The organism is Verrucomicrobiia bacterium, from assembly GCA_035577545.1.
Taxonomy (GTDB): domain Bacteria; phylum Verrucomicrobiota; class Verrucomicrobiia; order Palsa-1439; family Palsa-1439; genus Palsa-1439.
Genome location: DATLVI010000031.1, coordinates 217,303 through 242,786 on the forward strand (window position 1 = coordinate 217,303; position 25,484 = coordinate 242,786).

29 protein-coding genes are annotated in these 25,484 nt (G+C 54.7%); 16 read left to right on the forward strand and 13 right to left on the reverse strand.

Annotated features, from left to right (window positions below):
- The first annotated feature begins 122 nt into the window (after positions 1 to 122).
- Both VNL17_11425 and VNL17_11430 read left to right on the forward strand, forming a co-directional pair.
- A complete protein-coding gene (locus VNL17_11425; protein HXI84685.1) occupies positions 123 to 569 on the forward strand; it encodes a hypothetical protein in 447 nt (148 codons plus the stop codon).
- 32 nt (positions 570 to 601) lie between these two features.
- Positions 602 to 1,258, forward strand: a complete 657-nt coding sequence (locus tag VNL17_11430; GenBank protein HXI84686.1) for a TMEM175 family protein — start codon at positions 602 to 604, stop codon at positions 1,256 to 1,258.
- Between the two features lie 99 nt (positions 1,259 to 1,357).
- Here VNL17_11430 and VNL17_11435 read toward each other — a convergent pair whose 3' ends face one another.
- From VNL17_11435 to VNL17_11445, 3 genes are all read right to left on the reverse strand, one after another.
- A complete protein-coding gene (locus tag VNL17_11435; protein ID HXI84687.1) occupies positions 1,358 to 1,981 on the reverse strand; it encodes a YSC84-related protein in 624 nt (207 codons plus the stop codon).
- A gap of 444 nt (positions 1,982 to 2,425) precedes the next feature.
- Positions 2,426 to 2,809, reverse strand: a complete 384-nt coding sequence (locus VNL17_11440; protein ID HXI84688.1) for a hypothetical protein — start codon at positions 2,807 to 2,809, stop codon at positions 2,426 to 2,428.
- Positions 2,810 to 2,964: 155 nt separating this feature from the next.
- Positions 2,965 to 3,552, reverse strand: coding sequence for a hypothetical protein (locus VNL17_11445; GenBank protein HXI84689.1), 588 nt, complete (start codon positions 3,550 to 3,552; stop codon positions 2,965 to 2,967).
- A 342-nt stretch (positions 3,553 to 3,894) separates the two neighbouring features.
- On the opposite strand from VNL17_11445, the gene VNL17_11450 reads away from it, so the two are divergent.
- From VNL17_11450 to VNL17_11460, 3 genes are all read left to right on the forward strand, one after another.
- Entirely contained in the window at positions 3,895 to 4,086 is a 192-nt protein-coding gene (locus VNL17_11450) for a hypothetical protein (protein ID HXI84690.1), read from the forward strand.
- A 475-nt stretch (positions 4,087 to 4,561) separates the two neighbouring features.
- The gene (locus VNL17_11455) at positions 4,562 to 5,263 is read left to right on the forward strand and encodes a hypothetical protein (GenBank protein ID HXI84691.1); all 702 of its coding nucleotides are present in this window, start codon (positions 4,562 to 4,564) and stop codon (positions 5,261 to 5,263) included.
- Between the two features lie 216 nt (positions 5,264 to 5,479).
- Complete coding sequence (locus VNL17_11460; GenBank protein HXI84692.1) at positions 5,480 to 5,971, forward strand: SgcJ/EcaC family oxidoreductase; 492 nt, start codon at positions 5,480 to 5,482, stop codon at positions 5,969 to 5,971.
- A gap of 105 nt (positions 5,972 to 6,076) precedes the next feature.
- On the opposite strand, the gene VNL17_11465 is transcribed toward VNL17_11460, so the two are convergent.
- The gene (locus VNL17_11465) at positions 6,077 to 6,274 is read right to left on the reverse strand and encodes a hypothetical protein (protein HXI84693.1); all 198 of its coding nucleotides are present in this window, start codon (positions 6,272 to 6,274) and stop codon (positions 6,077 to 6,079) included.
- A 257-nt stretch (positions 6,275 to 6,531) separates the two neighbouring features.
- Between VNL17_11465 and VNL17_11470 the strand changes: the two genes are divergently transcribed.
- On the forward strand, positions 6,532 to 6,882 hold the full coding sequence (locus tag VNL17_11470; protein ID HXI84694.1) for a hypothetical protein: 351 nt from the start codon (positions 6,532 to 6,534) through the stop codon (positions 6,880 to 6,882).
- Here VNL17_11470 and VNL17_11475 read toward each other — a convergent pair.
- On the reverse strand, positions 6,879 to 7,646 hold the full coding sequence (locus tag VNL17_11475; GenBank protein HXI84695.1) for a DpnI domain-containing protein: 768 nt from the start codon (positions 7,644 to 7,646) through the stop codon (positions 6,879 to 6,881). The genes VNL17_11470 and VNL17_11475 overlap by 4 nt on opposite strands.
- A 44-nt stretch (positions 7,647 to 7,690) precedes the next feature.
- Complete coding sequence (locus tag VNL17_11480) at positions 7,691 to 9,082, reverse strand: hypothetical protein (GenBank protein ID HXI84696.1); 1,392 nt, start codon at positions 9,080 to 9,082, stop codon at positions 7,691 to 7,693.
- A 455-nt stretch (positions 9,083 to 9,537) separates the two neighbouring features.
- Here VNL17_11480 and VNL17_11485 point away from each other — a divergent pair, with 455 nt between their 5' ends.
- Positions 9,538 to 9,915, forward strand: coding sequence for a cupin domain-containing protein (locus VNL17_11485; protein ID HXI84697.1), 378 nt, complete (start codon positions 9,538 to 9,540; stop codon positions 9,913 to 9,915).
- 22 nt (positions 9,916 to 9,937) lie between these two features.
- Here the strand turns inward: VNL17_11485 and VNL17_11490 are convergent, their stop codons facing one another.
- Positions 9,938 to 11,428: a recombinase family protein gene (locus VNL17_11490; protein HXI84698.1), complete on the reverse strand. Its 1,491-nt coding sequence runs from the start codon at positions 11,426 to 11,428 to the stop codon at positions 9,938 to 9,940.
- A gap of 82 nt (positions 11,429 to 11,510) precedes the next feature.
- Between VNL17_11490 and VNL17_11495 the strand changes: the two genes are divergently transcribed.
- Positions 11,511 to 11,747 (forward strand): hypothetical protein, encoded by a 237-nt coding sequence (locus VNL17_11495; protein ID HXI84699.1) that lies wholly within the window; start codon positions 11,511 to 11,513, stop codon positions 11,745 to 11,747.
- Between the two features lie 387 nt (positions 11,748 to 12,134).
- Here the strand turns inward: VNL17_11495 and VNL17_11500 are convergent, their stop codons facing one another.
- A complete protein-coding gene (locus tag VNL17_11500; GenBank protein ID HXI84700.1) occupies positions 12,135 to 12,362 on the reverse strand; it encodes a hypothetical protein in 228 nt (75 codons plus the stop codon).
- Positions 12,363 to 12,488: 126 nt separating this feature from the next.
- Here VNL17_11500 and VNL17_11505 point away from each other — a divergent pair, with 126 nt between their 5' ends.
- The gene (locus VNL17_11505; GenBank protein ID HXI84701.1) at positions 12,489 to 12,896 is read left to right on the forward strand and encodes a hypothetical protein; all 408 of its coding nucleotides are present in this window, start codon (positions 12,489 to 12,491) and stop codon (positions 12,894 to 12,896) included.
- Between the two features lie 84 nt (positions 12,897 to 12,980).
- Here VNL17_11505 and VNL17_11510 read toward each other — a convergent pair whose 3' ends face one another.
- Positions 12,981 to 13,229, reverse strand: coding sequence for a helix-turn-helix transcriptional regulator (locus VNL17_11510; protein HXI84702.1), 249 nt, complete (start codon positions 13,227 to 13,229; stop codon positions 12,981 to 12,983).
- Between the two features lie 59 nt (positions 13,230 to 13,288).
- Here VNL17_11510 and VNL17_11515 point away from each other — a divergent pair, with 59 nt between their 5' ends.
- Entirely contained in the window at positions 13,289 to 13,531 is a 243-nt protein-coding gene (locus tag VNL17_11515) for a hypothetical protein (protein HXI84703.1), read from the forward strand.
- 41 nt (positions 13,532 to 13,572) lie between these two features.
- A complete protein-coding gene (locus tag VNL17_11520; GenBank protein ID HXI84704.1) occupies positions 13,573 to 14,025 on the forward strand; it encodes a hypothetical protein in 453 nt (150 codons plus the stop codon).
- Here the strand turns inward: VNL17_11520 and VNL17_11525 are convergent.
- Together VNL17_11525 and VNL17_11530 are read right to left on the reverse strand one after the other, a co-directional pair.
- Positions 14,022 to 17,132 (reverse strand): type IV secretion system DNA-binding domain-containing protein, encoded by a 3,111-nt coding sequence (locus VNL17_11525; protein HXI84705.1) that lies wholly within the window; start codon positions 17,130 to 17,132, stop codon positions 14,022 to 14,024. The genes VNL17_11520 and VNL17_11525 overlap by 4 nt on opposite strands.
- Before the next feature lie 6 nt (positions 17,133 to 17,138).
- Positions 17,139 to 17,840 (reverse strand): hypothetical protein, encoded by a 702-nt coding sequence (locus VNL17_11530; GenBank protein HXI84706.1) that lies wholly within the window; start codon positions 17,838 to 17,840, stop codon positions 17,139 to 17,141.
- Between the two features lie 144 nt (positions 17,841 to 17,984).
- Here VNL17_11530 and VNL17_11535 point away from each other — a divergent pair, with 144 nt between their 5' ends.
- Complete coding sequence (locus VNL17_11535; GenBank protein HXI84707.1) at positions 17,985 to 19,760, forward strand: PEGA domain-containing protein; 1,776 nt, start codon at positions 17,985 to 17,987, stop codon at positions 19,758 to 19,760.
- Between the two features lie 317 nt (positions 19,761 to 20,077).
- Here the strand turns inward: VNL17_11535 and VNL17_11540 are convergent, their stop codons facing one another.
- Positions 20,078 to 20,377, reverse strand: a complete 300-nt coding sequence (locus tag VNL17_11540) for a hypothetical protein (protein ID HXI84708.1) — start codon at positions 20,375 to 20,377, stop codon at positions 20,078 to 20,080.
- 193 nt (positions 20,378 to 20,570) lie between these two features.
- Here VNL17_11540 and VNL17_11545 point away from each other — a divergent pair, with 193 nt between their 5' ends.
- Genes VNL17_11545 through VNL17_11560 form a run of 4 tightly spaced genes read left to right on the forward strand, consistent with a single transcriptional unit; the run spans position 20,571 to position 24,008 of the window.
- Positions 20,571 to 21,416: a helix-turn-helix transcriptional regulator gene (locus tag VNL17_11545; GenBank protein HXI84709.1), complete on the forward strand. Its 846-nt coding sequence runs from the start codon at positions 20,571 to 20,573 to the stop codon at positions 21,414 to 21,416.
- A 25-nt stretch (positions 21,417 to 21,441) separates the two neighbouring features.
- Positions 21,442 to 21,951: a hypothetical protein gene (locus VNL17_11550; protein HXI84710.1), complete on the forward strand. Its 510-nt coding sequence runs from the start codon at positions 21,442 to 21,444 to the stop codon at positions 21,949 to 21,951.
- A gap of 39 nt (positions 21,952 to 21,990) precedes the next feature.
- Positions 21,991 to 23,322 (forward strand): hypothetical protein, encoded by a 1,332-nt coding sequence (locus VNL17_11555; GenBank protein HXI84711.1) that lies wholly within the window; start codon positions 21,991 to 21,993, stop codon positions 23,320 to 23,322.
- A gap of 8 nt (positions 23,323 to 23,330) precedes the next feature.
- The gene (locus VNL17_11560) at positions 23,331 to 24,008 is read left to right on the forward strand and encodes an isoprenylcysteine carboxylmethyltransferase family protein (GenBank protein ID HXI84712.1); all 678 of its coding nucleotides are present in this window, start codon (positions 23,331 to 23,333) and stop codon (positions 24,006 to 24,008) included.
- Positions 24,009 to 24,383: 375 nt separating this feature from the next.
- Here the strand turns inward: VNL17_11560 and VNL17_11565 are convergent.
- The coding region (locus VNL17_11565; protein ID HXI84713.1) for a hypothetical protein at positions 24,384 to 25,484 on the reverse strand (1,101 nt) is incomplete at its 5' end.

Here is a 25,484-nt window from a genome sequence, read left to right on the forward strand (position 1 = left end):
CCGGAGCAATCAGGCATCCCGCCGATTTGCCCCTAGGTCATGCGCCTAGGCATTCGTGGCAGTCCTTGCCAGAAGTTCGCCGCTCTGGTTTGATAGACACGTAATGTTGGGAAGGCGGGGCTGTGCCGAACCAAGCGCCAAAGACGAAGTGGCCAGGGGTGATCGCGGGGGGCTTGCTGGCTGGCGTTGTTATCAACGCCGGCGAGTTGGCGCTGCATCGCGTGGTGCTTCAGGAGCGTTGGACAGCGGCGTTCGCGGCGCTGGGTAAACATCCCACGGGCTGGACGACGTTCATCCCCGCCAATTTCCTGGTGGGCTTTTTTGTTGTTTGGCTTTACGCCCGCCTGCGGTCCCGATATGGTGCTGGATCGTGGACTGCTTTCCGGGCAGGGCTGGCGATGTGGATGGTGTTTTGGGTGATTCCCATTTTAGCGCTGGTCCCGCTGGAACTGTTCCCGAACCAGCTCCTGTTTCTGGTCATCGCGGGAGGAGTAGTCAACGCCAACCTGGCGGCCCTGCTCGGCGCATGGATGTGCGTAAGGCTTGAAGGCACCGGCGAATCTCATTAATGTCGCCTGCACGAAAGAGGGCAATCGCACCCATGAGCCAACCAGCCACGACGGATCACGAACCTCGCCTTGCCGAGCCCAGCCGCGTTGAAATCTTCAGCGACGGCGTGTTTGCTATCATCATCACCTTGCTGGTGCTGGAAATTCATCGTCCTCCCGCGGTTCCAGGCAAACTGGCGGAAGAACTTCTCCGGGCATGGCCGGCCTATCTCTCGTATGCGCTGGCATTTTTTTATGTCGGGATCATCTGGCTGAACCATCACGGCGTGTTCCAATACATCCGCAAGGTCAATTTGACACTCAACTGCATGAACCTTGGCGGCCTCGGCCTCGTGGCCTTGATACCCTTTCCGACCGGAGTGATGGCCGATGCATTTAGGTCGGGCAACCTGGCGGACCAAAAGGCGGCGGTGGTGCTCTACGCGCTGGTCACCGGGCTGATGTCGGCGGCGTGGCTGCCGGTGTTCCCGTACCTGCGGCGGCATCCGGAATTGCTGCAGCCGGGTGTGGGTGCCGAAGCCATCGGGGCGCAAGTGATCCGTCCGATTGTTGGGGTCGTGTCGTACGGACTGGCGGCGTTGCTCGGATGGTTTGTCCATCCGCTGTGCGCCATCGCATTGTTTGTGTTCATGGTCGCTTACCACGCGTGTACCAGCCAGGGTGTGCGTCCCGTGCGACGGACGAGCTGAATTGGGCCGGTGACGATCCGTTGGTTCGCCGAACAATAAAAGAGGGCCGGGTTCCCAGAACCCGGCCCTCGGCTTACTTCTGCAGCCAGATAGCGCTTACTATTCCGTCGGTGTTGACGGTGCTACTGGCGGCGCCGCCGATCCGGCTGGAGGCGCTTGCGTTGCCGCTGGCGCCGGTGCCGGACTGCTTTCGCCCAAGGCGGTGAACTTGAAGTGTTGTCCACCGATGCTGGCCTCGAACATCAGGCCCGACCTTGCCATGGTGTGCACCAGCACACCACCCTGGTATTTCGCTTCGCCGCCGCCACCTTTCGCGGCGAGGGCAGCGCTGAGGCCGGCGCTAAAGGCGGTCTTGCCGTCCCTGAAGTCATCGAATGCCTTCGGCGTCTCGAAGAAGATCACTTCGGAGTACGACTGGGCACCCAATTGCGCGCCGGCGGAGGCCTGTGTCAGCTTCACCGTGCCGATCAGGGCGCCTTTTTCAAACACCTGGCCCCGGCCTTCCGCCCCGCCGATGCCGATCGCGCCTTTGCCGACCGACGGAAAGACGGCATACCCATACGCGGTATCGAACAGCTGCTGCATGTCCGCGCTGTGTGACCGGTACATCTGTATGGTGTCACGGACATCCGTGGACAACCGGTCTGCCTCGGCGGCCGCGGCCACTACCGCTGCCGCTAACGTCAAGGTTGCGATCAACCCTGTTATGCGTCTCGTCTTCATTTGTGTCCCTCCATTCTCGCTTTTTTTCTTCCGAACAACGATGACCGCGTCAAACTGTCCTGACACCGACCTGCTTCGCCGGCGCAGTCAATCGGACTGCAGGTCTCTCATTGTTCGAGAGTAATTTCGGCCTGGGATCGGGCGGTCGCAATGGGGAAAATGTCCAATCGGTGTCTAGGAGATAGTCTGTAGGGGAATCCCGTAGCCCCGTCTGGATGCGGCCGGCCCGACGGACCGCGGGAATAGCGCCGCAATATCACCGGGTGCGACAGGAAACGGGATGATACATATCTTTCATATGCATCAGCCGCGGGACGAGAGACGAGTTCGGGACGACGGGTTTAAGTAATTCGGGATTACCTTCGGTTCGGTTTTGCTCTGGGAAAGCCGATCGACACGGGCCGCCCAATTGCGGGCCCGTGGTCAGGCATTTGAGGCAGTGTTCTATTTGTGGTCGTGGTCACCGTGCTTGTCTTGCTGGTCGTGCTTGTGGCCGGGGAACTTCTCATGAATTACCGTATGATGCTGCCAAGGGTCCCGTCCATCTACGTCAAGCTTCACGTTCACTCCCAACTTGATGCCCTCCGGCACGCGCGGTCCCGAACGCCATTCTCCGCCGACGGACCACCAGTAGACGCGTGTTTCCGGCACGAAGTAGACTTCTTCCTCGGGATAGTACACATAGTGATACACGACCGGATTGGGAACCACTTCCGGTCCGATGTGCACAATAACGTCCAGCGCCGAAGCGCGAGGTGTGATCATCGCGAAGCCACCGACGCCGGCCATTACAGCCAGCGAGACGTACAATTGTTTAACTTGTTTCATGACTTTCTCCATCTGTTTTCGAATCTGATTCTTTGGAACCACCAACAGGGTAGACCCTGCCGCTCGCCGCCACCATGGGGTGTTCACCGCAGGGTAGTCAGCGTTGTTGCGGCCGCCCCAAACGGTTCTCCGGGCCATCCACCACCGCATCGATGTCATTTCCAGATTTTGAAATTGAAGGTGAACTTCTTTTCTTGGAGCAGCGCGCGGCCGTCAAGGAAGAGCAGGACGCCCGCGAGCACGGTGCCGCCCACGAGGGCGGAAATCGGTTTCCAGGAAAAAGCGCCGTGCGCCATGGTGGTGAAGCTTTCGATGGCGTAGCGCCCCATGAGGAGCATGATGGCGTCGGTCACGAATTTGCCGCAGAAGAATGGCGGCACGACGCGGATCGCCCTGATTTTCGCGATGGCGGCGGCGGTGAAGAGGGCCGTGGAAGAAAGGGGCGTCAGGGTGTACAGGAAAACGAAGAGCCAGCTCTGCCAGAGTTTCGCACTCAGTTTTTTCCCGACGAATTCCAGTTCAATATGTTTGCTGCGTTTGATGAACAGGTTGGAGAATTTTGGTACACAGAGGCCCATCAGGTATCTGCCGAGGGTGGACCCGGGAACGCCGGCTAGCAGCACGAACAAGGGATTCAGGTTAAATCTCACCAACAGAAACACCATGATCGTCCATGCGGGAGGCGCGATGAAGGGGACGAAGTCGACCAGGAGCGCTGACAAGAAGACGACGAGATACCACATTATGTATACCTTCGTCCGGTTCGACGGGAAACGCCATCCTTTGAATGCTAATAATACACTGGCCTCCATCTGACTTGGCTCGCCGCCTCTTGCGGCTCGGATGCACTCGCTCGTGCCCGCTCGGCTCGGCCTTCGGCTTTCCGCTTCGCGGAACTGCGTCTCGCCCTACCCTCGGGCTCGGCTTGCGTTCCGCTGGATATGACGTACCTTAGGACAGGAGCTGAGAGGAGTAGTAATCGGGAGTGCGCATGAAGCTAGTTACCTCTCAGCTCTATTTTTCTGCCCGGAAGTCCGGGGCAATCACTCCTTGCAATTTGATTCCGCGTGCGGAAGGTTGTAGGCGTGAATCCAATCAAACGGCTGGCGGTCGCCTTGATGGCGGTACTGATGATCGGCCTGATGCTGTTTTATTTCGTCAGTTTGGTCCTGGCCAAGGTTGCAATGGCTGTCCTGCTCGTCGTGGCTATCCTCATCGCGCTCACCGGCGGTCGGCATAAAAAGATTCACCCGGGTCGCCCATTGCCTCCCAAGTAGGAGTTCGTTCGTTAGCGACTGTCTCCGGAGGCGACCTGAAACGGCATGTACCGTCAATACATGGCACTACCATGTATCGGCAACGCGAGACGGGAGATGAGTTCCGGACGACAGGTTGTGTGAAGCCCGGGAGTGACAAACACGGACCGCCCAGCGGGATCAGAGGACGGAAATCGTTCACAAGTTGGCGCGGCAGGCGAGGGCGTGTTCATAAATGTCACGAGCGTGGTGGTGAAATGGGGAGCGTTCGCCGTCTCGATGGCTTAATCGAGCCGATCTTCAGGGATTACCCCGACCTCAAGGCACCGGCATAATTACTGCTTTTTTGAGGTTCGACGTTCGTGAACGAACGCTGGCGTTGATCTGGAGTTTTCGATTTCTGCAAGAGGGTGGGGGATTTTTTCCGGGGGGATCTCTCCTGTCTTGTTGCAGACAGCCACAGTCGTCAAACCACCCGGTTAAAGGAATCATCACCATGAGTCAGTCTCTTTCGTTTCGTCACGCGAACCGGTCGGTTTGGTTGCGCGGTGTGCTTTTCAGCGCGTTTTTCCTAGGCGCCCTCTTGTCGGCAGAAGCCAATAATCTTGGGCAGGTCGGCGGCTACACGAATGCGAACACGGCGGTGGGTGATCTCGCGATGGATTTGTTATCCGTCGGCGGCGACGGCCAGACTGCCGTCGGTTATGCCAGTCTCTATTTTTCCAACGGCACGAATAACACGGGCGTGGGACATTGGTCGCTCCTGAACCTGGCCAGCGGCGACAGGAACACGGGCCTGGGTGATGCCGCGCTCGGCCAGCTCACCAACGGCAACAACAATATCGCCCTCGGCTTCCAGGCGGGCACCGGCCACAACGCGGGCGATAACAACATCGACATCGGCAACAGCGGCGTGGACGGTGAATCGAATGTCATTCGTCTCGGCAATGAAACCCACACGGCTGCGTTCATTGCGGGGGTGAACGGAACGAGCGTGACCAATGGCGCAGCCGTCGTCGTGGACGCCAACGGCCAACTCGGCACCGCGTCCATTCCCCCGTCGGGAGCCTATCTTCAACTGCCCTCGGGGACAGCGGCCCCGGCTGGTTACACGAAGCTGGGAACCATCAAGCTGCGGTATAAAAATTCCCTCGGCAAAGGCACCGTCGTATTAGTCGATCTCTACCAGAAACAGTAACGTCCACAGCGGTGGCGGGTGGCGAATTCCGGGCGTGCGGCTGTTGGAAGACGACCGCACGCCCGCCACGCGTCGAGACTACGGCCCCGCCCGGCACCGTCAACGTATTTGCGCGCTTGCCAGCGCAGACGTTCCTGCCTAGACTCGCTGTCGGTGAGCGTTTAAAATAAACGCTTCGACGCTCAAAACCACAACCAACTCTTGGAAAGGTTTGTCATGAAACGGATCTTGCTGCTACCGCTGTTGTTCGGACTGATGGCCCTGCCGACCGCGCGGGCTGACCAAAAGGAAGACGATGCCGCCATCCACCAGCGCCACGATGAATGGACCGCCGCGTGGAACAAACACGATCCCAAGCTCCTCGCCGCGTTCTTCGCGACGGACGGCGACCTCATCAACCCTTGGGGACGCCAGGCCAAAGGCCCGGCCGAGATTGAGAAACTCTTCACGGACGAACACACGGGCACCGGTATGGCGGTTGGCAGTACGTACACCGGCACGATTGAAAACATCCGCTACCTCGGCAAAAACGTCGCGGTCGTGGACGTGGCGGGGGAAGTCCAGCTCGCGAAAGCCGCCGATGGCACCGAGCCCCCGCCGGTCAAGCATCACCTCACGTGGGTCGCCGAGAAGCAGCACGGCAAATGGATGGCGGTCGCCTGCCGGCCGTGCATTCCCGCGCCGCGGCCCGTTGCACCCGCGAAATAAGCCTTCGGAAGCTGAGGACCAACGGGCCGCTCACAGGCTGCGTTTTGCCGTGAAACAAGTCGATACATGGTACTACCATGTATCGGCGCGGGACGGGAGATGAACTCAATGTTCTTGACGCACAACGCGGACCACATCTCTCTGTAGTGGCCGGTTCACGTCAAGATCAGGGCTGAGCGCAGCGACTTCGCGGGTTATGGGCCAGACCATCAAGATCCGTTCCTCGATGGTGCCGGGAACGTAATTGTCGTCCGCATGATCACGCAACGCGGACTTGGTGACAGTCTGGCGGTCGAGTTTCACAACAGCATTATACCCTGCGGCATCCTGTTGGGCAAGCCTCGTTCCATGCGCTAAACCGTTGGTCGAGTATGGTTTATAAGGCGACACCAGCCGAATTGTCCGGTACAACACGCGACGGCGTGTGCCACTGATACATGGTAGTACCATGTATCGACAAACAAGGCTTCTCTGATTTTATACCGTTGTAGACGGCGCCTGCGGCGTCCAGCGGAAACGAACCAGCTTGAGGTTGGTTCGGCGAGGCGTAGAATGGCGCCATGGAAAGCCCCATCTCGCTTCCGACGGACAATATCTACAAATTTTATGCGTTATTTGGGTTGCTTGTGTTCCTTTTATGCTCGGGATTGTCTCTTTACGTCATCCATTGGTCACACAAGGTTGACTCCCGGACTGAAATTGAACTGGAGACGATCAACCTAACTCCGAATCCCACGCCCCTCGACATCACCCGAAAGCGTGCTTTGGAGCAACGGTTTAAAACAGTCTCTTTCGATAAGTACAGCGCCACTACTGTTCTTGATCTATTGGGCGGCGCCGCTATCGTCCTCGCCGCTTACAATTTTCAGAGGTGGCAGAAAGGGAGTTGGTCGTCGAAATCGAAGCGTTAGCGGACGATCCACACGCCGCGGTCGGGGTGGGAGAGGAAGCCGGTGTCGCGGAGGACTTGAAGCTGCTGCCGGATTTTATCCCGCACATGGCGGTTGTCGGGATGAAGCTTTTCCATTTCGCGGGCGAAGGCGTAGGCGTCGGTTGTTGTGAATTCCTTTTTGCCGAGGCGTCGGACGGCGTTGAGGACGTCTAGTGTCCAGCCGCGCTCTTTCGCTTTGATTTCGGCCAGTGGTTTGACCTTGTGAAACTGGGCGCGGACATCTTTCGCGGAGGCCGCCACGTTATCAGTGACGACGGCAATTCTCGCATCGGCGGGAATGCGATGAAGTGCGATATTGCAGCCAACCCAACCGGCGCGACGAGCGGTGATGGCGAGCGGTTTGCGCTTGATGATGGCTGAGGTCGGAAAGGCGAAGCTGGGCACCAGTAGTACGTTCTTCACACTCCACGTCACCAACTCGTATTGCATGAAATAGAAGTTGGGCGTCGCGTCGTTGCGGATCGCTTCCAGCATCGCGCCGTAAGCCCCGTCGTTGATGTGATTGCCAAAGCGTGCCTGCTGGCCTTTAAGCTGGTACTGGAATTTGCAGTTCGGGCATGAGAAATCGCTGGCCTTGGTGTTGTGGCTCAGTCGGGTTAGCTTGGGGGAAGAACAGTTCGGACAGTAGAGATTATCCTCGCCCCATGCTTCGGTGACCACGCGTGCGCGTTGTGCCCCGCTGTGGTAGGCGGAAGCGAGTTCGCCGGTCATCGACAGATTCATTGGCGATGATTAGATCACCGGTATATTAGGTCTTCAACTGTATTTCACGAATTGGCCGTTCGTTTTGCGGCGACTTGTTGCACTTTCCAGAGGAAGAACATGTTTTCCTTGCGAATACCCTCCTCCGCGTCACCTTTGGTCATGAGCCCTTTAGTAATTCCTGCGAGTACTTTGGTCAACCCCAGTGCCTTGGCGGCGGCAGCGATACCGGCGGGAACAAACCCTGAATAAAGTCCAACTGTAATAGCACCACTCCATCCCAGGATGCTGCGGCGTGAATCGGTTCGCAAGACTCTTCCGGCCGAGTTTACTTTTGTGCTTAGAGCGGCTAACTGCGGTTGCAATATATCTGCGTAGATAGCTTTGGCGTCTCGTTCGGTTAGGTGCCCTGCTTCCGCTTTGTATTCGTCAATCGCTTTATTTAAGCTAGCTCTAAAAACGATGAACGCTTCCGCCTCTCGTTCTCGCAGTTTAAGTATGTCGGCAAGATTGAGATTGTCTACGAATGGAACTAGACATGTTAGGTGTTTGCTTAGAAGCTGATTGCGTCTTTCAGACTTATCATTTTCCGTTAATGTATTAAGTAAATCTACATCAAGATCTCTCTCTGTAAGAAAAGAAGTCTTTAAACATTGTGAAGCTGCAAGTTCAAAAACAAGATTTCCAAATACTTCTGCAGCCAAATAGTAATGCTGCCGCATCTTCTTTCGGATGGAGTCAGACAAAACCACTTCCTTTCCTGCCTGTAGTTTCCGCATCAGCGCTGGCATCTTTCGCAAACCGGGCGGGAGCGCAGGGAAGAACCGAAAGGCTTCCCCATGCTCCAACAGACGTTCCGGTCCTCTTATCCCCAATGAGTAAAAGTCCCCGGTTCGTTCAAGTGTCAATTTGATTCCTTTGTAATAGTCCTGGGCCAATTGCTTAAATGTTCTCTTGAGACGATTGTCAGCATCCTCTCCAAATGATCCTCCGAGCAGACAATGCGCACAGTAATGAGGAGCCGTAATCGGAATCACCTTCCTCGCTTCGATCATTGGACGTAGAGATGCCAGAACGGAAATGTCTGAAAAGAAATGCATTCGCATTACTTCCATGTCATCTAAGCGCGAAATTTCGACGTGCGATATGTAATCCGTGATGAAATTGTTAATGTATACTCTATCGCTATAAAAGGCCGCAAACTGGGCTAATTGTTGAGCTCGTATAAGTCTGCAGGCTGTGCCTACGCACGGATAACGACCACCACCAAGCGAGAGCGAAGCTGAATGAGAAAAGACCGATTTTTCGGGCGATAGATCTTTTGCGGATGTGATTTCCGCCGACTCTTCTGCGAGCTTGCGAATTTGTTTTCTAGTAACTTTGGAGATCGCTTGCAGATTTGGCTGGTTTTTCTTTAAGAATCCAGCGTTCTCCAACTGTTCAAAAAGAATATGCATTGGATTATTGAACTTCCTTTCTGAAGCTTCCCGCATTCTAAGACGAGAAGGTGGTTTCCGAAAGCGCTTTTACTTGTCCTATAATAACTGTTCGCGTCAGCGCTGGATCTGAGAACAGGGTTCACAATGCCCTCGCCGCTCGGCTTTGGTGGAACTCGCCACAAGCTGATCAGATCCATAGGATCGGGGATCAGATCAAGATCCATTTGGGGGAAGGGGGCAAAGGCGCGAACACCCCTCACCCTAACCCTCTCCCCCAAGGGGAGAGGCAAGAACCAGAGAAATTTGCGGCGGATCGCAGTTGAAAACCGCTCCTACGAGACTATGTCGGGAAGACAACGATCTTGCCTTTCGGTGGGGGCGGGGGGATTCTCCGTGTGGTCGGGTGTGGCGACGCCTGGCAGCTTTCAATAACCCAACCACGTAAAACGTGGCAAACCAAACGGAGGATAGTCATGAAGCGAGTCATACTCACGGTCGTGGCGGTGGCGGTGTTGGCAGGCATGGCGGTGATGTTGCGCGCGCAGGACCCGGTGAAGGTGGATGCGAAACATTACAAGGTGGAGTTCGAGAATGGCGCGGTGCGGATCTTGCGCATCAATTACGGGGCGGGCGATAAATCAGTCATGCATTCCCATCCCGAAAGCGTGGCGGTGTTCCTGACCGATCAGAAGGCGAAGTTTACCTATCCCGATGGAAAAACGGAGGAAGTGGACGCCAAGGCTGGCGAGGTGAAGCACATTCCCGCCGGGCCGCACCTGCCGGAAAACATCGGGGACAAGCCGATGGAACTCATTCTTGTGGAGTTCAAGGGCAAGCCGGCGGCGAAGTAGGGGGTTGGAGGGCGGCGACCCCTCACCTCAATCCTAAGCGGTGTTGGTTTTTGCACGCTTCTTCAGAAGATGGTAGGTGTGAGAAGCTTATATCAATTTCGCCGTCGCCAATGACGATCTTTTCTAGGAGACTTTCGACGATCTTGCGCTTGTCCTCCGATGCTATAGCGGGCCAACGGTCGTAGAGGGTGTTGGCTTCGTGCAAGATGTCGTCGGCGGAGAGCTTGTTGACTTTGAGGAAATCGACCTCCGCTTGAAGCCTTGGCAATTCGGACACTAGCTGGTTTAACCGTTCCTCGGCGGGTTTGTAGAACTGCCCGAAGCCCTGCGCAGTGATCTCGCCGTCCAGATACAGCCGATGGGTACGGGTCATTTCGTCTCGGACTTTCTGCAGTTCCCGCTGGTGTGCTTCCAGCAGGGATTGTTTCTCGGCAAGATTTCTGTCCGCTTCATGCAAATGGCACGCAATGCGTTCAGGTTGGCCGAAGAAGGCCTTCAACTCTTGGTGGACGATGGTTTCCAGGTCCACGATCGGGATCTTGTTACGGCATTTGCGACAGAAGTACTTCGGGTTGTCAGCACGGACATACATCTTGTGGCCGCAAGCACAGTACGCCAACCCGCTGAACAAGTGCACGGGTGGCTTGCCCGGTTTCTTCCATGATTTAAGCTGCTCTTCAACGATCTGGTTGACCTGATTCCACAGGGTTTCAGGAATGATCGGCTCGCATTCGACCTTTCCCCATTCATCCTCGGGTTTGGGTTCGACGCGCCACGATCCGGTATGGCGGAAGCGGTTAAAATAGTATACCCCCTTGGCGCTGGGGTCGACGAGGATGCGGAGAACTGAGGTATCGCGCCAAATGGAACCGTCACTGGTGCGATAACCGGCGGCGTTAAGAACCCTGGCGACATTACCCTTGCGTCGATTCGCCAGAAACAGTTCATACGCTTTGCGACGAATCGCCGCCTCTTCTGGCCGGACGACCAACTTGCGATCTTTCCATCTGTAGCCATACGGGGCACTGCCATTGATGGACTTGCCCAACTTGGCGCGGGTCAGGACGGACGCATTGACGCGCTCAGTGATTTCTTCTCGTTCCCATTGGGCGAATACCCCAAGCAGATGAAAAAACATGCGCCCGCCGGCAGTGCTGGTGTCGATGGCTTCGCTCAGGGAAATGAGATCGGCGTGATGCTTGTTGAAGAAATCGGCAAAGTCCTCCAGTTCGCGACGGTTGCGGGACAAGCGGGCTAGTTTGGAAAAGACCAGACCTGTGATGTGGCCTCCCTCGACATCTTTCATCATCCGCTTAGCTTCAGGATGCTGCATCACGGCCTTGCCGCTTTGCCCGGCTAAGTCATAGACTTCCTTGACCTGCCAGCCGCGGCTCTTGGCGTAGCTGCGGGCTCGTTCCTCGTGATGTTCCGGGCTTTCGCCATTGGCTTGGTCTTCGGTACTGACACGAATCCAAATGCCAACTGGCTTGTTGGTGACGCCATCGTTCTTCATGGACAAGCTTTATACGCGCAACTGAAGCAAGACTCAAGAAAAATATGTATTCAAATTGCATACATTTGTATATAACGGCGCCATGTCACAAAATAAACCATTGGTAGAAGCTGATCTGTCTGTGTTAGCCAAGCGTTTTCGAAAGCAAAGCAGAAAGACCCGTGCCCAGGCCGCGCGGGAAATGGGCGTGGCGCAAACATCGATTTTTAACGCAGAAGAAACCCTCAGTCAGAGTCTGCTCAAACTGCGGATACGGATGGTTGAAACGTATTCACCGTTCAAGGTCGTCGGGCCATACTTCTGCCTGAAACGGAAATAGGCAGTGTCCTAATCTGAAATCCGGACTCTTGCCGTGGGTGACGTGGCTACTTTCGCTCAAATCTCCGGGTCATATCCCGGTATGGCGCGTGGATGAGACTGGTAAACTATACATTTGTCCCAATTCTGGTGATTGGGGTTACTCTTGGAATCACATACGCCGCACTGTCCCATGTGATTGCATTCGGAATACTGAACAAGCGTCACATGATTGCGAGTGCCGCCTCCCCTCTGTTTGATCGGACGGACGGCATACAGCGCCTCGCCCTTTACGGTGGCGTTGACTATCGAGCATTTAAATTCAGGAAATTGAATTACATTCATTTTGTGACTCCTGATAATTGAACATCGCGTTGACCTTACGAATGTGCAAGAAGTCGGAGATCGGTCAGCGCAAAAACGGAATGCACCGCCGGACGGACTGCCAGAGTGATTTCCAACCAGCCAACCGTTGGACTCGTCGAGCATTCTCTCCTTCGAGATAGTTGACCCGCGCTTGCAACTGGTAGACCTGACTTTGGAGTGAATCCATACGTTCCAGATAACGGCCAAACCAGATCGCTGCTGCTGCCACGACTACCACGGCGACAATAAGTAGAAACGCCTTGTTGTTCATGCCCGCAGAGTTTATCACAGATCGCCGGGATTTCCAGCAAGAGTGCAACTGCTTTTCGCACTGCCCGAGTAGTAACGTTTTTCACGTTGACGCTCGTAGCCATGCTCAAGTAGTTTTCCCAAACGAATGGATGACTACGTTCTTAGCCTGATTATAGCGGGCGGAGAGGGAATAGATGCCAATGCCGAACGCGACACGCGAGGATTGCCTATCACTCTATGCGTTGGTGGATTGCTAGTCTCTGGCGTCATCATTTCCCACAATCGCTACATGGAATTGCTGGCTGATGGAGCAATTCTAAAGCACATCGACAGTGCGATGGAGCGTCTCTCAGCGTCTAAGGAGTCAAGGCCTGGTTCTGAGGAGCCGAGAGATGACGAGGTCGAATTTATCCATTTGGCTTCGGCTAAGTTTTGGCATCCCGGTTCCCACCAAAATTGTCCCGGCGGTAACGGTGTTCTTTGGCGAGGCAGGGTCGATGCTGTCGATGGGTTTTTCCTTGGCGAGTTGGGCCTTGCACCGTCCGGTCAGTGAATGACCTTCTACCGAATGTTTCAAATTGGGACACTGCCCGGAAATAGGGTTTCTGGACTTCAGATGGTCGGAGCGGGATGGCCCCTATCGCGCTGCAGCGCGGCGCGCGCGACGAAGCACATCATCCAAGTTTATTTGCAGCGCCCGGGCGATGCGCAACAACGTGTCCAGACTTGGGTTGCGCTTTTCCTGTTCGATGTAGCTCACCATTTGCCGCGATAATCCGGCTTTTGCCGCCAGTTCATTCAACGACAAATGACGTTTGGTGCGTTCTTCACGCAGAAGGCGAGCTACCTGAGAAGAAACAGCTTCGGCTGTGTTGACGGCTGCCACATTTCGACACTACTGGAAAAAGGATTTGACTTTGGATGCCACAATAGTTACATACAGGCATGATTCGAAGGCGACTTGGTCCCGATCCTCACGCGGGTGGCGCCCGGACAGTGGCCCTCAGTGGCTGCCCCGATGTCTTTGAACTCGACTCCGGGGACTTCGCGGTGATTGGGATCGACATTACGGCTATGACCGTACAGCACTTGCCGCCTAGTGCCGGGTGCGGGCCGGATGAGCGTATTGTCCTTGTCCCGCGCAAAACACTAGTTCTTGCCAAGCCTGACATCCCCAATCAAGTCTAGCCGTTTGTGCGCGTCGGACTGCTCCGGTATAATACGGAGTTATGGAGGCGTCCTCATGGGTGGCAGAACACTGGTTCGACGTGATTCAAACCGTCGGCATCATTGGCGGACTTCTCTTCACGGCGTTTGCCATCCGGAGGGATGAAAAGGCGAGAAGAATCAGCAATCTGGTCTCAATAACCGACCACTATCGGCAAATCTGGAAAGAAGTCTATGATCGGCCGAAGTTGTCACGCGTGCTGGAAAAGCACGTGGATGTGAAAGTACAACCCCCTTCGAACGAGGAAGGCCTATTCATCAACTTTCTGATCTTGCATTTGAGTTGCGTCCATCAAGCAATGATGGATGGAATGTTCATTGCCTTGGATGGCTTGCAAGCTGACATCAAAGAATTTTTCTCATTGCCAATTCCCAGGGCGGTTTGGGAAAAGTCCAAGCGACTGCAGAATCACAGTTTTGTCAAATTTGTCGAGGCTTGCCTGTTTGAAAACTAGGGCTTCTTCCGCATCGTTTCGGCCAGGAGGCGGTAGGCTATGTCCTCGCGCTGCCTCTGTTCTTCCGGCGTGAGTTTCGGGACGGACCGCTTGATCTTATAGCCCCGACGGATTGTCTCCTCCAGCTTCGGAACCGGTTGCGGTAGCGCCTTCAAATAAGCGATGAACTGGTCGGGCTGATAATATGACACCCTCGTTGCTGCCTCCGCACCGAGACTAGCCGAAACCGCCGCTGAGATTTTTCGTAAACGACCCTCTTCAACGCAAATGATGGCGATCTTCGGTATCCCCGCCCTGAGGCATTTCTGGACGTTGCCAACCTCATGATCAATAGTTGTGGTGATGGAAATCTCGCACGCGATCTTCTGATCGCTTCGCTCCAACAGCAAATCCACGCTTTCTTGACCTTCGGAAGGACGCTTTTCAATCACGCTGCGGAAACCAAACGTGTCCGCGGCGTCTTTAATGCGGCGCTGAATGGCTTGGTGTCTCGCTCCTCCTTTACCCAGGTCACGCAGCGGCTTCTGAGTCACCGCGACAACCGATGGCTCCATATCGGGTCGCGCACTCTGGTCACTTTCCGATACCGTTGTCTTCGGAACTTCGGCAACTTTCGTTTCGGAAGCGTGAACTTGAACTGTGATTGGCACCGTGTTCGGAACGGGTGATTGTACCTGCGGTAGTTTATTCCTTACGAACCCGGCAGTTGGCCGCTCACTTTGCCAAGCCTCCCGTAACATCGCTTCCACCTTTGTCCGGGGAGCGCCGTATTTTTCTCGCGAAGCCGTAATCACTTCCTGCCGTCGTTTCGCTCCCGCCGTTTCGTCCGGTACATCGAGCGAGGGAACCGAGAGGTTAAAATCAAAATCACTCCGTTCCACTCGACAAATGGCTTGGGCTGTCTCCAAGTTCTTCAAGTCCGCCGGCTCAAAAAAGGCGAACCCTTCGGCCAACTTCTTGGCGTCGTCGTCTCCGACCCGAAACACAATGCGGGTAAACGGATGCGACATGACGGCACTGGCCACGTCGGGACTGCGCTGTAACTGGTGTAGTTCGTGATGGGCTAAAGTCAGGCCAATTCGGTACTTGCGCGCGCCCGAGAGGATCTCCGCCATGCTGGGGGTGATGAAATTCGCGAACTCATCCACGTAGATCCAGCAGTCCCGGCGGGCGGCGATTTGTTTGGCCTGTCGGCTCATGGCCATTTGTTGGAATTTGGAAACGAGCAATGCGCCCAGTAAATAGGAATTCTCTCGGCCCAGAAGTCCTTCGGGCAGCTTGGCCAGAAAGATTTTGCCAGTATCCATGATCTGGCCGAAATCCAACCGGTTCTCCGGCTGGGAGACCATGTGGCGAATTGGCTTTTGTGCCAGAAGCATTTCCAAGCGCGTTAGGATAGGACCAATGGACTTGTTGCCGGAGAGATGTGGAAATCCTTTGTGCCAGTAATACAGCACGTTCGGGTCGTGAACGGATTCGAGGAATTCAGACCGGAAAGACGGTTCGATTAAGAAGCGGCGCAAATCGGCGAGCGTACCGCACCGATCGCTTTCCAGAAATGCGAGAATCGCGTTTTGCAGCACGCTCTGCATCTGGTCGCCCCAGCTTGACGACAACCGCTGGAACACCGAAACGAGATCAGAGGCTAGGAGGTTCTTCTCAAGCTCGCTGTGGGCCGAAAGGATGTTGAATCCGACAGAATACTCTTCGTCAGACGGATCGACCAACACCACGTCGTCGATGCGGTGGGCGGGGATGACGCTCAACACCTTGTCCACCAAATCCCCATGGGGATCGAGCACAGCCAAGCCTTCACCGTTGTCGATATCCTGACGGATGAGATTGAAAAGCAGAGTGGACTTGCCGGTGCCACTGGCGCCAATGATGTGGCAATGTCTGACCCGCTGTTCGGGTGTCAGTCTCACAGGAACGGACTGGCCGGCGTGGGTGTTGTAACCAAGTAATAGGCCAGTGACGCTCCGGGCAATGGGCGGGGTGGCTTTAGTTTTGCCGCTGTCGCGTTCCAGCGCCGCTGAGCGGACTGCGCCGGATGGCAGGTGGACGAAGCCGATCAACTCGTCGCTATTGAGGAGCATCCCGGAACGCCGTGACTGACGGCGAAGCATGTCTTCAACATGGGCATAAGGGGGATAGTCATCGTTCGTAAGTGGGATGAGTTCGTTGCCATGTGGCTGGGCAAACACCCGGAGTGAACCGGCCATGTCCTTGGCAATCTGCAACGCTCGTTCAAAGCTTTCGCTTTTTGCGGCGATTCGCACGACGGCGGCATAGAGTGAAGATTTGATTTTGTTTTCCGCCGCGTCGGTGAGTTCCGGCTCATTAACGAAAAACGGTTTGCCGTCGCTGTCGGTGACGGAACGCTGGATGCTCTCCGACCATTGTTCCTGAACCGGCTGAAAGAGTACTTGGAAAAGGGCGAGGTCGGATGGCTGCAATTCCGTCATCGCACCGACAAGGCCGACGAACGGGTCCAGCTTGCCGCTGGCAAGCTCGTACATAAACTCCCGCGCCAAACCAAACTCAACTACCAGTATTTCGTCGCCCTCACAGGATTCCCAAGCCTGTTCTAACGCGCCCTCACGTGGCAGAAATAGGGCGTCAGAGAAGTGGGCCTGCAATTGGCGACGCACCAACGGGGCGTCGCTTTGGTTGGCGACAAACTGGACACTCACGCGTCCGGCGGTTCCTAGCAATTCAAAAGCGATCGGCTCCCGACAGAGCGCAAGATTGCGAAGGAATTGCTCAAAGGCTTCTGTGCCAGCATCCAGCTTGGCAGGCAGGGAAGTGTAGAGTTCAACGAGGGTGTCACGAACGAGCGAGTGCGGTTCGGGTTCTTGTTCCACTTCGGGTACGATGGGTGACGAGGTTGGCTTGTCGCTGAGTTTCTGACCGAGCTTCCGCGTTAAGGAACTCAGGATTGTGGGCCGCCGGCCATCGTCCACGGCAGGGATGTCGGGCAAATAGTGACCGTAGAAGGGGCGGAACGGCGGCTCCAGATACACGGGTTCATCAAACACCCGCCAGCCGCGTCCGCGTACTTCCCATTGTCGGAACTGCTCGGTCAGTATTTCATGCACCGAGGCCATGACGAATCACTTCGGTTCTTCGCGCACAGGCACGGGCTTATAGAGTTCGCCCAGAATAGGTGCCTGCTCGTATTGTTGCGTGAGCTTGACGCCATTCGCGGCGGTGGCTTCTTCGGCAAGCCGTTTGATGATCTTGGGTATCGTGTCCAGATATAAGAGGCGTGTATCGGTGCGAAAATACGTCTCCTTCCGGAACCAACGCTCGTAAACAGGGCCAATGACAGGAGTCTTGATCAATGCGGCATCAAGGTCGGACAACCCCAGAGCAATCGTGTTCCGAAACACCTGGGCAATGGCCAAGAGAAGGCCCGCGAGAGCAATCCCAGCGAAAACCACTCCGAGCCAGCTGGCAAGCAGCACGTAGATTCCAAAGAAGAGCAGAGCGAGCACAAGCGCATGCCACAATTTCACGACGGCTGGGATATACACACTGCGGCAGGAGAAGAAAAACCCGGTTCCAAACGGTGCGGCGCACGTATCGAATATCAAGCGTTCACGAATCATGCGCAGATATACCCGCTTGTCAGATAAGGGGCCGCCCTCGGCGAATTCAACACGGGTCATGTCCATGCTGGGAACTTTGAGCGCCGCCAATTCCTTCTCGACGGCGGCATAGAAATCCGTGGGTGGATAACCGAACCGCTCAACGAAGGCAATCCAGTGGTTTAAGACTTCGCCCTTTTTTCGCTTGAAGCCAAAGAGATCCATAGTGCAGAGTCGTTTTTGAATTATGGCGTCAATTCGCCTGACTGGTCAACGCCAAAGCAGGACGTGGAACTTCGCCATTCCGAAGGAGTTTGCGCAATTCTTCCCTAATAGCTGCCAGACAGGTGTGCCCGCAACCAAGGCTGCGTGAACCTCGACACTTCCATTCCGTCGACCCCACCGAAAAGTCGCCTGCAACATTGGCTGCGAGTGCTGCGCCCGTTGGTATGGTGGGGAATTCTAATACTGGTTCTCTATACCTACCGGCTGCACCAGCGTTTGAGTGCACAAACCCGGCTCACGTTCTCGTTTACGCTGGAAGGTCAGCCGTTAGGGTACGGGGCGACAGCAAGGCTGGATGGACGAGGTGTCTTGAGCGGGGAACCGATTGCCATTGGACAACACACATTTTCTGTTTACCATCCCAAGGCAGTGACCTTCTCCACAAATCTGTTCGTCTGGTACGGCCAACATGACTTTGGTGAGATCGTTTTGAAACGGGCCGCAGGAACACTAGCAATACAAGCCGACCCGCCGGCGGCCTTGCTTACCATTCGCGGCCCGGAGTTCACCGTGACATTAACTAACAGCACAGGAATGAGCCGCGAAGTGCCGACTGATCTGTATCGGGTGGAAGCAACGTATCGCCATTGGCAAGGGGCGCAAGAGTTAGCTGTCTTACCGAATTCAGTCGCTACATGGCGGTGTGTTCCGCGAATCGGGAACCTGCAAATGGCATGCAACAAAACTGGAGCAACATTCGAATTGTTAAATGCCGACGGAACTGTCTTGGAATCAGGGGATTTACCGTCGACAATCAATGATCTGCCAGTAGGGAGCTACAAAGTGATAGCCGTGCACCACGACAATCGGCAAGAAGTATCAGGATTTGTGGAAACTGGGATGACGAGAAACATCAAGGTTGAATTCGTTTATGGCGCGGCTGATTTGGAGACGAAACCATCCGGTGCCACGGTCGAAAGCAGCAACGGTCAGAGTTGGGGCGCAACTCCACTTCACCTGGAGGGTTTGCGACCTGGGCGGTGGGAGTTCGTTTTGCGGCGAGATGGGTATGAGCCCGCGCGAGTCGCTTTAGAGGTCGCTGCCAATCAAACCAATTCATTCGGCACTAATCTGGTGAGTAGCAGCTACGTGTGGGCCATGGAGGCTGCACGCCAATATCTGAAAGCGGCTGATTACCGGCGGGCCTTAGAAGCAAGCGGCGAAGCCCTCGTCGCGAACCCCGGTGATCTCGATGCTGTGGCCATCCAACGAGAAGCCACGAAGCAGGGAAGTCTGGTCCGGGCCAATGCGCTCGCGGGTAAGGGTGATTACAAGGGAGCTGTCGGCGAGATTGAAGTGGCTGTGCTCACTTTGCCGGAAGATGTGGAACTGAAGCAATTGATGACGGATTACCGGACGCGCGAGCAGGATCGGGCGGAACGGCGGCGGCAAGAACAGACGAGCCATGCGACGGTGATTTTCAAAGCCATGTTGGGGAATAATCGTGATGCGAGCCTATTTGAACATCACGAACTCAAATCGGGGAAACCATTCGAGGAAGTGGAATCAGCTATCCGTACTGCGTTCCAGAACGTGCAACCGGCGTTTACCGTCAACGAACTCAAATCGCCCGAAGCAGACGTGTTCATTCTGGAAGCCAAACAGCAACTACCCGGCGGAATGCGCCAGTGTTTGATCGTCGGCGGGCAGACCTTTCCCGACGAAACTCAAATCTTCTATGAAGTGCTGGAATATGCGACGGGACAGACAACCAACATAGGGATTGTATCCGTCAAAAGCGATTTCATTATGACCCCGATTCATCCATCGCGTATCGAGCAGATGACCAGTACACTCCGAGGTCAAGTTGAAGAGGGAATTCGGATGGTGACGAGACTGCTGCAGGGGGCGGTTGAGTAGGGAGCGATTTCGGATTTGTAAAAGCCGAACATGGAGCCGAATTCAGTGGTGCGCTTTGAGCCGGGTCGGACACGCAAGTGTCTATTAGGTTTTTCCTGATTTATTACAGTGGTTCCCTCGGAGGCTTGGACCGCAGGGGGCATTACTATGGACTGATTTTCAGTGGATAATCCTCATCGGGTGCGTCAGGCGAACGGAAGATGGGTTTGTTGCACAGTTCCGATTCCCGGAGGACAATCTGCAGGGGCCTCCCACAATGTGGGCATCTCAGGCCGCTGGCAAAACGATGGTTCGAAGTTCTCTCCGGTAGATCAGACTCACTGTCGGCCATGGTTCGTCTCCAGATTTTCCTGCTGGCAGCAGGGTGCCGCTTCATTTGGGTAACAATCTCCGTGGGGGTCGTCCCAGAACTCCGAAAGGGCGCGCGCGAACTCCGGCGTGGTTTGACCATCATGGAAGAACACATCCCGGTCGGAATTGGCAATCGCCAAGAGCATCTGCTCGCCGTCGACCACCTCAGGTTTGGGACGTTCAAAAACCGGCTGCGGGCATTCTTCTGGGATTTGCGCGCTAGTGATCCCTGTGTTAAGCTCTTCAGCAGAAGGGGCGGTTTTCATCGTGAGCACCGTTTCTTCCCCGAGCCATGCTCGGTGGGCCGAGGCTATAATCCTCGGCCCTAATGCCATCATGTTGGATAAAGCCTATCAGACTTTAGCTAGCTTGTCAACATCTGTCGCGCCTTGACTTTGCTCCAAAATTGAGTGTATTAAGTTCAGGACGATGGAAACAAGGACAAGGACTGCAGGGCGAATGTTGAGAGGGGCAAGGCTTGGCGCTGGCAAGAGTCAGCGAGATATCGCACGTTCATTGGGCGTAGAATTTCAGCAAGTAAGTGCTTGGGAACGCGGAATGGAACCGATCCCTGAAAAGCACCTGACGAAGCTTGCGAAGCTATTGAAGCTAGAGATTCAGGCATTACGAATCGCCGTTGCTTCGGATGTTCAGCCACTCGCTTTAGACGACCGTATTGCAAACCAGCGATTCCAGAATCTGGTGGGCGATCGACAGGGAGAAGTTGTGGTGTTTAGTGGAAAGCCAGCGTCCTTTTCGAATCCGGAACTCAGTGCCGCGGCGGTTCGATTTCTACGTAACGAGCAAAACCAATTGACTTTCATATTGCCGCCGCTTTCGGACACTGCGGTCGAATTGGCGCGAGATGAGAACTCAGTAGCCCCCGAACAAGCACGGGCTGTTCTTGCATTCGCTCGCCACACCAGCCTACAGGAGATAGTCAAACTGCAGGAAGAACTTTCAGGCGGAGATCGCGGCGCTAGGCGTAGAATTTCTTTCTTAGCTCTCCCACCGGCTTGGGGGGAATACCCACTGTCCGTAAGGGTACTCCTTCAGGAATTAAGCCGGCTGTTGCACCCACTTGCAGTAACGATTCTTTTTGAACCGAAAGAAAACACAGGCCCACGCGCTGGCTTTGTATTCTTCAGCTTCGGTTCCACGGCCGTTTCCAAAGGAGAATACGCTTGGCTTCAACTGGCACCCGATTTTCTAACGGACCTCGCTGGACTTTTGCGGGTAACGTTGTGGGGAGCAGATAAGAACACCCTGTTCCGAGACGCTGGCGCGCTGCTATTCCGTATGTAGGATTACCGATTTGGAGCCACCCAATATGAACATCACACTGACAACACAAAGGGAAGATATCAAGTATAGCCCGGACTTCAGAACAGTGCTGGGCACGGTATATAAGGAGTCAGAGATCCACTTGCTCCGTGCAGCTTACGATGACGCGCAAGTGCGCGGCTGGTTTCGTTGGTTTACGCCGTCATGTTACAGGAAAGAGCCCACACACCTCACACGAATCCAAATCGTGACCTACATTGGCGAATTATCGTATCTTTTTGGTGTGCTTTTGGCACGTGATGGGTTGCTCCCAATTTCTGAGCAGGAATATCTGGAGCGTATCGAGGCAGACAAGGCAAGCTTCATGGAGCTCAGGCTCCGCTTTCGTCAGTTCATTAGACCAACTCCCGAAGTCGAGGTCAGGCTCGCGTGTCATAGGGGCACCCACGGCGAGCCTGTGGTGAAACGAGTTCGTAACCTAGTGGTTTCGCCATTTTTGATCGAAATCGCTGGGGGTGCCTGCACCGGGGAAAGCGAAGCTGTCATACTCCTTTAGTCTCCCATGGTTTGGTTAGCAATAGTGATGGTAGCGCTCATGACCGTCGGAACCTCCGTTTGGGCGGGATTTCGCGCCTCCGCTGGATCGTTCTGGATGAACTATCGGGCGACACCTTTGTGGATGCTGGCGGTGAGTTGCGCAGCTACCCAGGTTGGAGCAGGAGCCATTATCGGATTGGCGTCCGCCACCGTTCAAAGCGGGACCGGTTTCGCTTTGGTTTCGCTTCTGTCAACGCTGGGCGGCTTCGTGTTGATGGCGATGATCGGCCCTAAACTCAAAGCCTTCGGCGACTCCGTCCAGGCAACCACCATAGGAGATTTTTTAGGAGCGCGTTTGGGCAAGGGAGCTCAGGTTGCGGGCGGTCTAGTAGTAGCGTTTACATACATGTTCCTAACAGCCGCACAGTTCGAAGCGTTTCGAGACATATTCGGTATAGTGACCGGTGACCCTTCGTGGGCTTTCCATATTGCAGCAGCATTCGTCGTCTTTTACACCGCTTGGTTGGGGATGCGCGGAGACATCGTCAGCGACGTTCTTGAGTTCGGTGTTAAGCTGATTGTACTGATTGGGCTGGGGTTTTATGCTCTGACGAGAAACTATGGTCTCGCGACGGTTGGGGTCGGAATATCTCACGAGATCCTCTCCCCCTTACGATTTGGTGGATGGACTTTCTTGATATTGGGATTTCTCTTTGGAGCTAGCGTCCCCCTGCTGCAACCGGAAATCTGGTTTCGTGTTTATTCGAGCCGCAACCCCAAGGAGGCACGGTCAGTATTCATTTGGGCGGCGATACTCGTTTTGCCGTTTTACGTTTTCGCTCTTTCTCTGGGGTTTTGTGCATCTTTGAGCGGGGTGGCTTCAAAGAATAGTGACCAACTCGTCGTTCACACACTCCTAGCTAGCATGCCGCGCTTTGGGGCGATGATCACCTTCGCCGGCCTGTCTGCCGTCATTCTCAGTTGTGTCAATAGTCTTATTCTGGCCGTCAGCTTTGCAGTACATCGCGATGTGCTGGGCCGCAGCACAACTGAAAATTCAAGTCTGAGAAGCGTGCGGCTCTTAACCATCGCGGCGGGTATTGGCGGAGTGATCATGGCCGACATGAGCCGGGATATCGTACATTTGTTACTCAATTGTTTTTATGGTCTGCTCGTGCTGGGTCCTGCTCTGCTTGGGGCGGCATTCCGAACCAAAACGAGTCCGCTTGCTGCGCCTGTAAGTATCATCACTGGTTATTTGACCACACTGGCAGCTCTTAAGTTTATGCCAGGCCAGGCTTTTATTCCGGGGCTACTTGTATCAGCTCTGAGTTTTTATGGTATTTCCTTTGGGGCGTGTTGCCGTTCTAAGACCAATCAACACTCATGATAAACGCCATGACAATTGTCGCGGCATTTTTGTTAGCGGCACGATATGGCCTTCAGGCGCGAATTGATTTCCAGCGGGCGAAACAACCGGCCTTAAGTACTGCGCATTTGGTGCCATCCACAGATTTGATTGCATTGCTGTGGGGAGTTTGTGTGATTATCCCAATTCTTCGAATGTTTTTAGGATATAGACTGGGCCCAGGCGCGACTGTAGGCTTTGTCTGTATTTGTGCCGGCAGTACACTCGGGCTGCTTGGTATAGTCACACTGGGGCGGAGCTATTCGAGGCACGTCTGTCTCTTTGAAAATCATCGATTGGTTACGGAAGGCGTTTATTCAGTAATTAGACACCCGATTCGTCTTGGAATGATTCTGGAAGCCATTGGGTTTGCCGCCTTACTTCCCCTTGGTTTTGCGTCTGTGGCCCCTCTGGTGTTTGCCACGCTTTTGAACAAGCGTGGCAAACATGAGGACTCTTTCCTGCGAGAGCATTTCGGCGCGATCGCGTTGGAATACCAGGCAAGAACGCCTTCGTTCAATATCGCGGCGGGAATGTACCGATGTCTACGTAAGTATTGCGTACCTGTTCGGTGGAGAGCACATCGAGAACAAATGGAATTAGAGCAGCCCTTCACGCAAGCTCGTCCGCAAGCATTTGGGGTGAGACGATCTCCACGCCTTGGATGATATTGGCGAAGTAAGCGCCGAAGTCGCGTACATCACAGTTCAGAAGGTGAGAAGCGTTGCCTGCAATCGCCTCTGCAAGAATTGGAAGGTCTTTCGGCTACAATTTGATCTTAAGTTCGGGGCTCAAGACCGGCACGATTTCTAAGTTCAAAAGCGACGTGAAGCGCAGTTGGTCGGCTTGGACGAAATGCGCGGGGCGTAGCGGAGGGCGAAACAGGGAACAGCGAAGTCCCGGCGTGTGGAGTCCAGGATGATCCATCTGCGTTGCCGCGTTTCTGGTGGGGGAAGGGAGTCGAGAGGGAAACTGGGGCGGCAGCCGCTCCTGTGTCCCTGCGACTGAAGGCATGCAGCGAGCGGGCGGTAGGAAGTCTGCCTCTACGACACTTTGATGCCACTCGCCTTCTTCCAGCCGGGTGGCATCAACTCTTTCGTGATGCCCTCAAGAATTTCGTTGGTTTCGATACTGTCTATTCCCGCGCGATGGCAAAGACTCATGAAATCAGGCGTTTGCTGCTTGATAAATTCGGCCATTTCAGTGTCGTCGTAAGCATGTTGCACAACACGTTTCTTTTCATCGTGAATGCACATGTATGTTTTGAAAATACAGAATGCCATCGTCTTCAATGAGTCAGGTTCAACGAAGAACATCCAATGTGGCCAGACTTCGTAGAATTTATGATAAAACGCACGTATCTCTGGAATCTCCGTAACCTCACGGGCGTCGTCATCGAAACCGCCGACGAAAAAAGTGAAGCTGGCCTGACTGTCCCTAAGAACATCTCCGCTTGCCAATTCTCCAAAGTGATTGAGAAAATCACTGAAGTCTTGTTGCTCAATTTGATCTCGCTTGAACTCCCAAAACACTCTTGGAGCACTAGAGAGTACCGGTGGCTTAGCGGATCGACTAGCTCTTAGTCGTTTCATAATGATGCGTGGATAGACTAGGTTTACAATTTCAACGTGCTCCGGGGTCTGCGCCGCTTGAAGTAGGGCAGTTGGCATTTCTGAATGCTTGGGAAAGCGCCTTCGCACTGCACGTCGTAATTGTTCGCATCGGTCCCATTGTCTCCAATATGCGAACCTGGGTAAGAGAGGAGACAATAACGACCAAGATTCTGGCAAATCTTGGTCCAGAGCCAGCGCATCATGAACTGTGAAAAACCCCCTTGCAACAAACGAAACGGCTTCGATATCGCCTGCGCGTAACCCGAGAGTGACTAACAAGAATGCAGTGTGGACACGTAGAGGCTTGGGAACAACTTCGAGGGGCTGCTGCGCCAAATCCCGAAAGTCTTTGCGCGCTGTGGTTAGTACCTGCCGTGCGACCTCAGGAGGAATGAGCCATGAACAAAACGCTAACTCAGCGGCAGACAATCGCTCGATATTGCGAAGTCGATCGGCCGCAGCTTGGGTAAGTGCCTCACGCCAGATTTGTGACGGAAGCCATTCGTTAACAAGTGTGCTGTCAAGCCAGCG

Bases quoted from the DNA above. Each gene is read 5' to 3' on its own strand.
- VNL17_11430 (HXI84686.1), top strand. From the start codon at position 602: ATGAGCCAACCAGCCACGACGGATCACGAACCTCGCCTTGCCGAGCCC.
- VNL17_11435 (HXI84687.1), bottom strand. From the start codon at position 1,981: ATGAAGACGAGACGCATAACAGGGTTGATCGCAACCTTGACGTTAGCG.
- VNL17_11440 (HXI84688.1), bottom strand. From the start codon at position 2,809: ATGAAACAAGTTAAACAATTGTACGTCTCGCTGGCTGTAATGGCCGGC.
- VNL17_11445 (HXI84689.1), bottom strand. From the start codon at position 3,552: ATGTGGTATCTCGTCGTCTTCTTGTCAGCGCTCCTGGTCGACTTCGTC.
- VNL17_11455 (HXI84691.1), top strand. From the start codon at position 4,562: ATGAGTCAGTCTCTTTCGTTTCGTCACGCGAACCGGTCGGTTTGGTTG.
- VNL17_11460 (HXI84692.1), top strand. From the start codon at position 5,480: ATGAAACGGATCTTGCTGCTACCGCTGTTGTTCGGACTGATGGCCCTG.
- VNL17_11470 (HXI84694.1), top strand. From the start codon at position 6,532: ATGGAAAGCCCCATCTCGCTTCCGACGGACAATATCTACAAATTTTAT.
- VNL17_11475 (HXI84695.1), bottom strand. From the start codon at position 7,646: ATGAATCTGTCGATGACCGGCGAACTCGCTTCCGCCTACCACAGCGGG.
- VNL17_11480 (HXI84696.1), bottom strand. From the start codon at position 9,082: ATGCATATTCTTTTTGAACAGTTGGAGAACGCTGGATTCTTAAAGAAA.
- VNL17_11485 (HXI84697.1), top strand. From the start codon at position 9,538: ATGAAGCGAGTCATACTCACGGTCGTGGCGGTGGCGGTGTTGGCAGGC.
- VNL17_11490 (HXI84698.1), bottom strand. From the start codon at position 11,428: ATGAAGAACGATGGCGTCACCAACAAGCCAGTTGGCATTTGGATTCGT.
- VNL17_11495 (HXI84699.1), top strand. From the start codon at position 11,511: ATGTCACAAAATAAACCATTGGTAGAAGCTGATCTGTCTGTGTTAGCC.
- VNL17_11500 (HXI84700.1), bottom strand. From the start codon at position 12,362: ATGAACAACAAGGCGTTTCTACTTATTGTCGCCGTGGTAGTCGTGGCA.
- VNL17_11505 (HXI84701.1), top strand. From the start codon at position 12,489: ATGGATGACTACGTTCTTAGCCTGATTATAGCGGGCGGAGAGGGAATA.
- VNL17_11515 (HXI84703.1), top strand. From the start codon at position 13,289: ATGATTCGAAGGCGACTTGGTCCCGATCCTCACGCGGGTGGCGCCCGG.
- VNL17_11520 (HXI84704.1), top strand. From the start codon at position 13,573: ATGGAGGCGTCCTCATGGGTGGCAGAACACTGGTTCGACGTGATTCAA.
- VNL17_11525 (HXI84705.1), bottom strand. From the start codon at position 17,132: ATGGCCTCGGTGCATGAAATACTGACCGAGCAGTTCCGACAATGGGAA.
- VNL17_11530 (HXI84706.1), bottom strand. From the start codon at position 17,840: ATGGATCTCTTTGGCTTCAAGCGAAAAAAGGGCGAAGTCTTAAACCAC.
- VNL17_11540 (HXI84708.1), bottom strand. From the start codon at position 20,377: ATGAAAACCGCCCCTTCTGCTGAAGAGCTTAACACAGGGATCACTAGC.
- VNL17_11545 (HXI84709.1), top strand. From the start codon at position 20,571: ATGTTGAGAGGGGCAAGGCTTGGCGCTGGCAAGAGTCAGCGAGATATC.
- VNL17_11550 (HXI84710.1), top strand. From the start codon at position 21,442: ATGAACATCACACTGACAACACAAAGGGAAGATATCAAGTATAGCCCG.
- VNL17_11555 (HXI84711.1), top strand. From the start codon at position 21,991: ATGACCGTCGGAACCTCCGTTTGGGCGGGATTTCGCGCCTCCGCTGGA.
- VNL17_11560 (HXI84712.1), top strand. From the start codon at position 23,331: ATGACAATTGTCGCGGCATTTTTGTTAGCGGCACGATATGGCCTTCAG.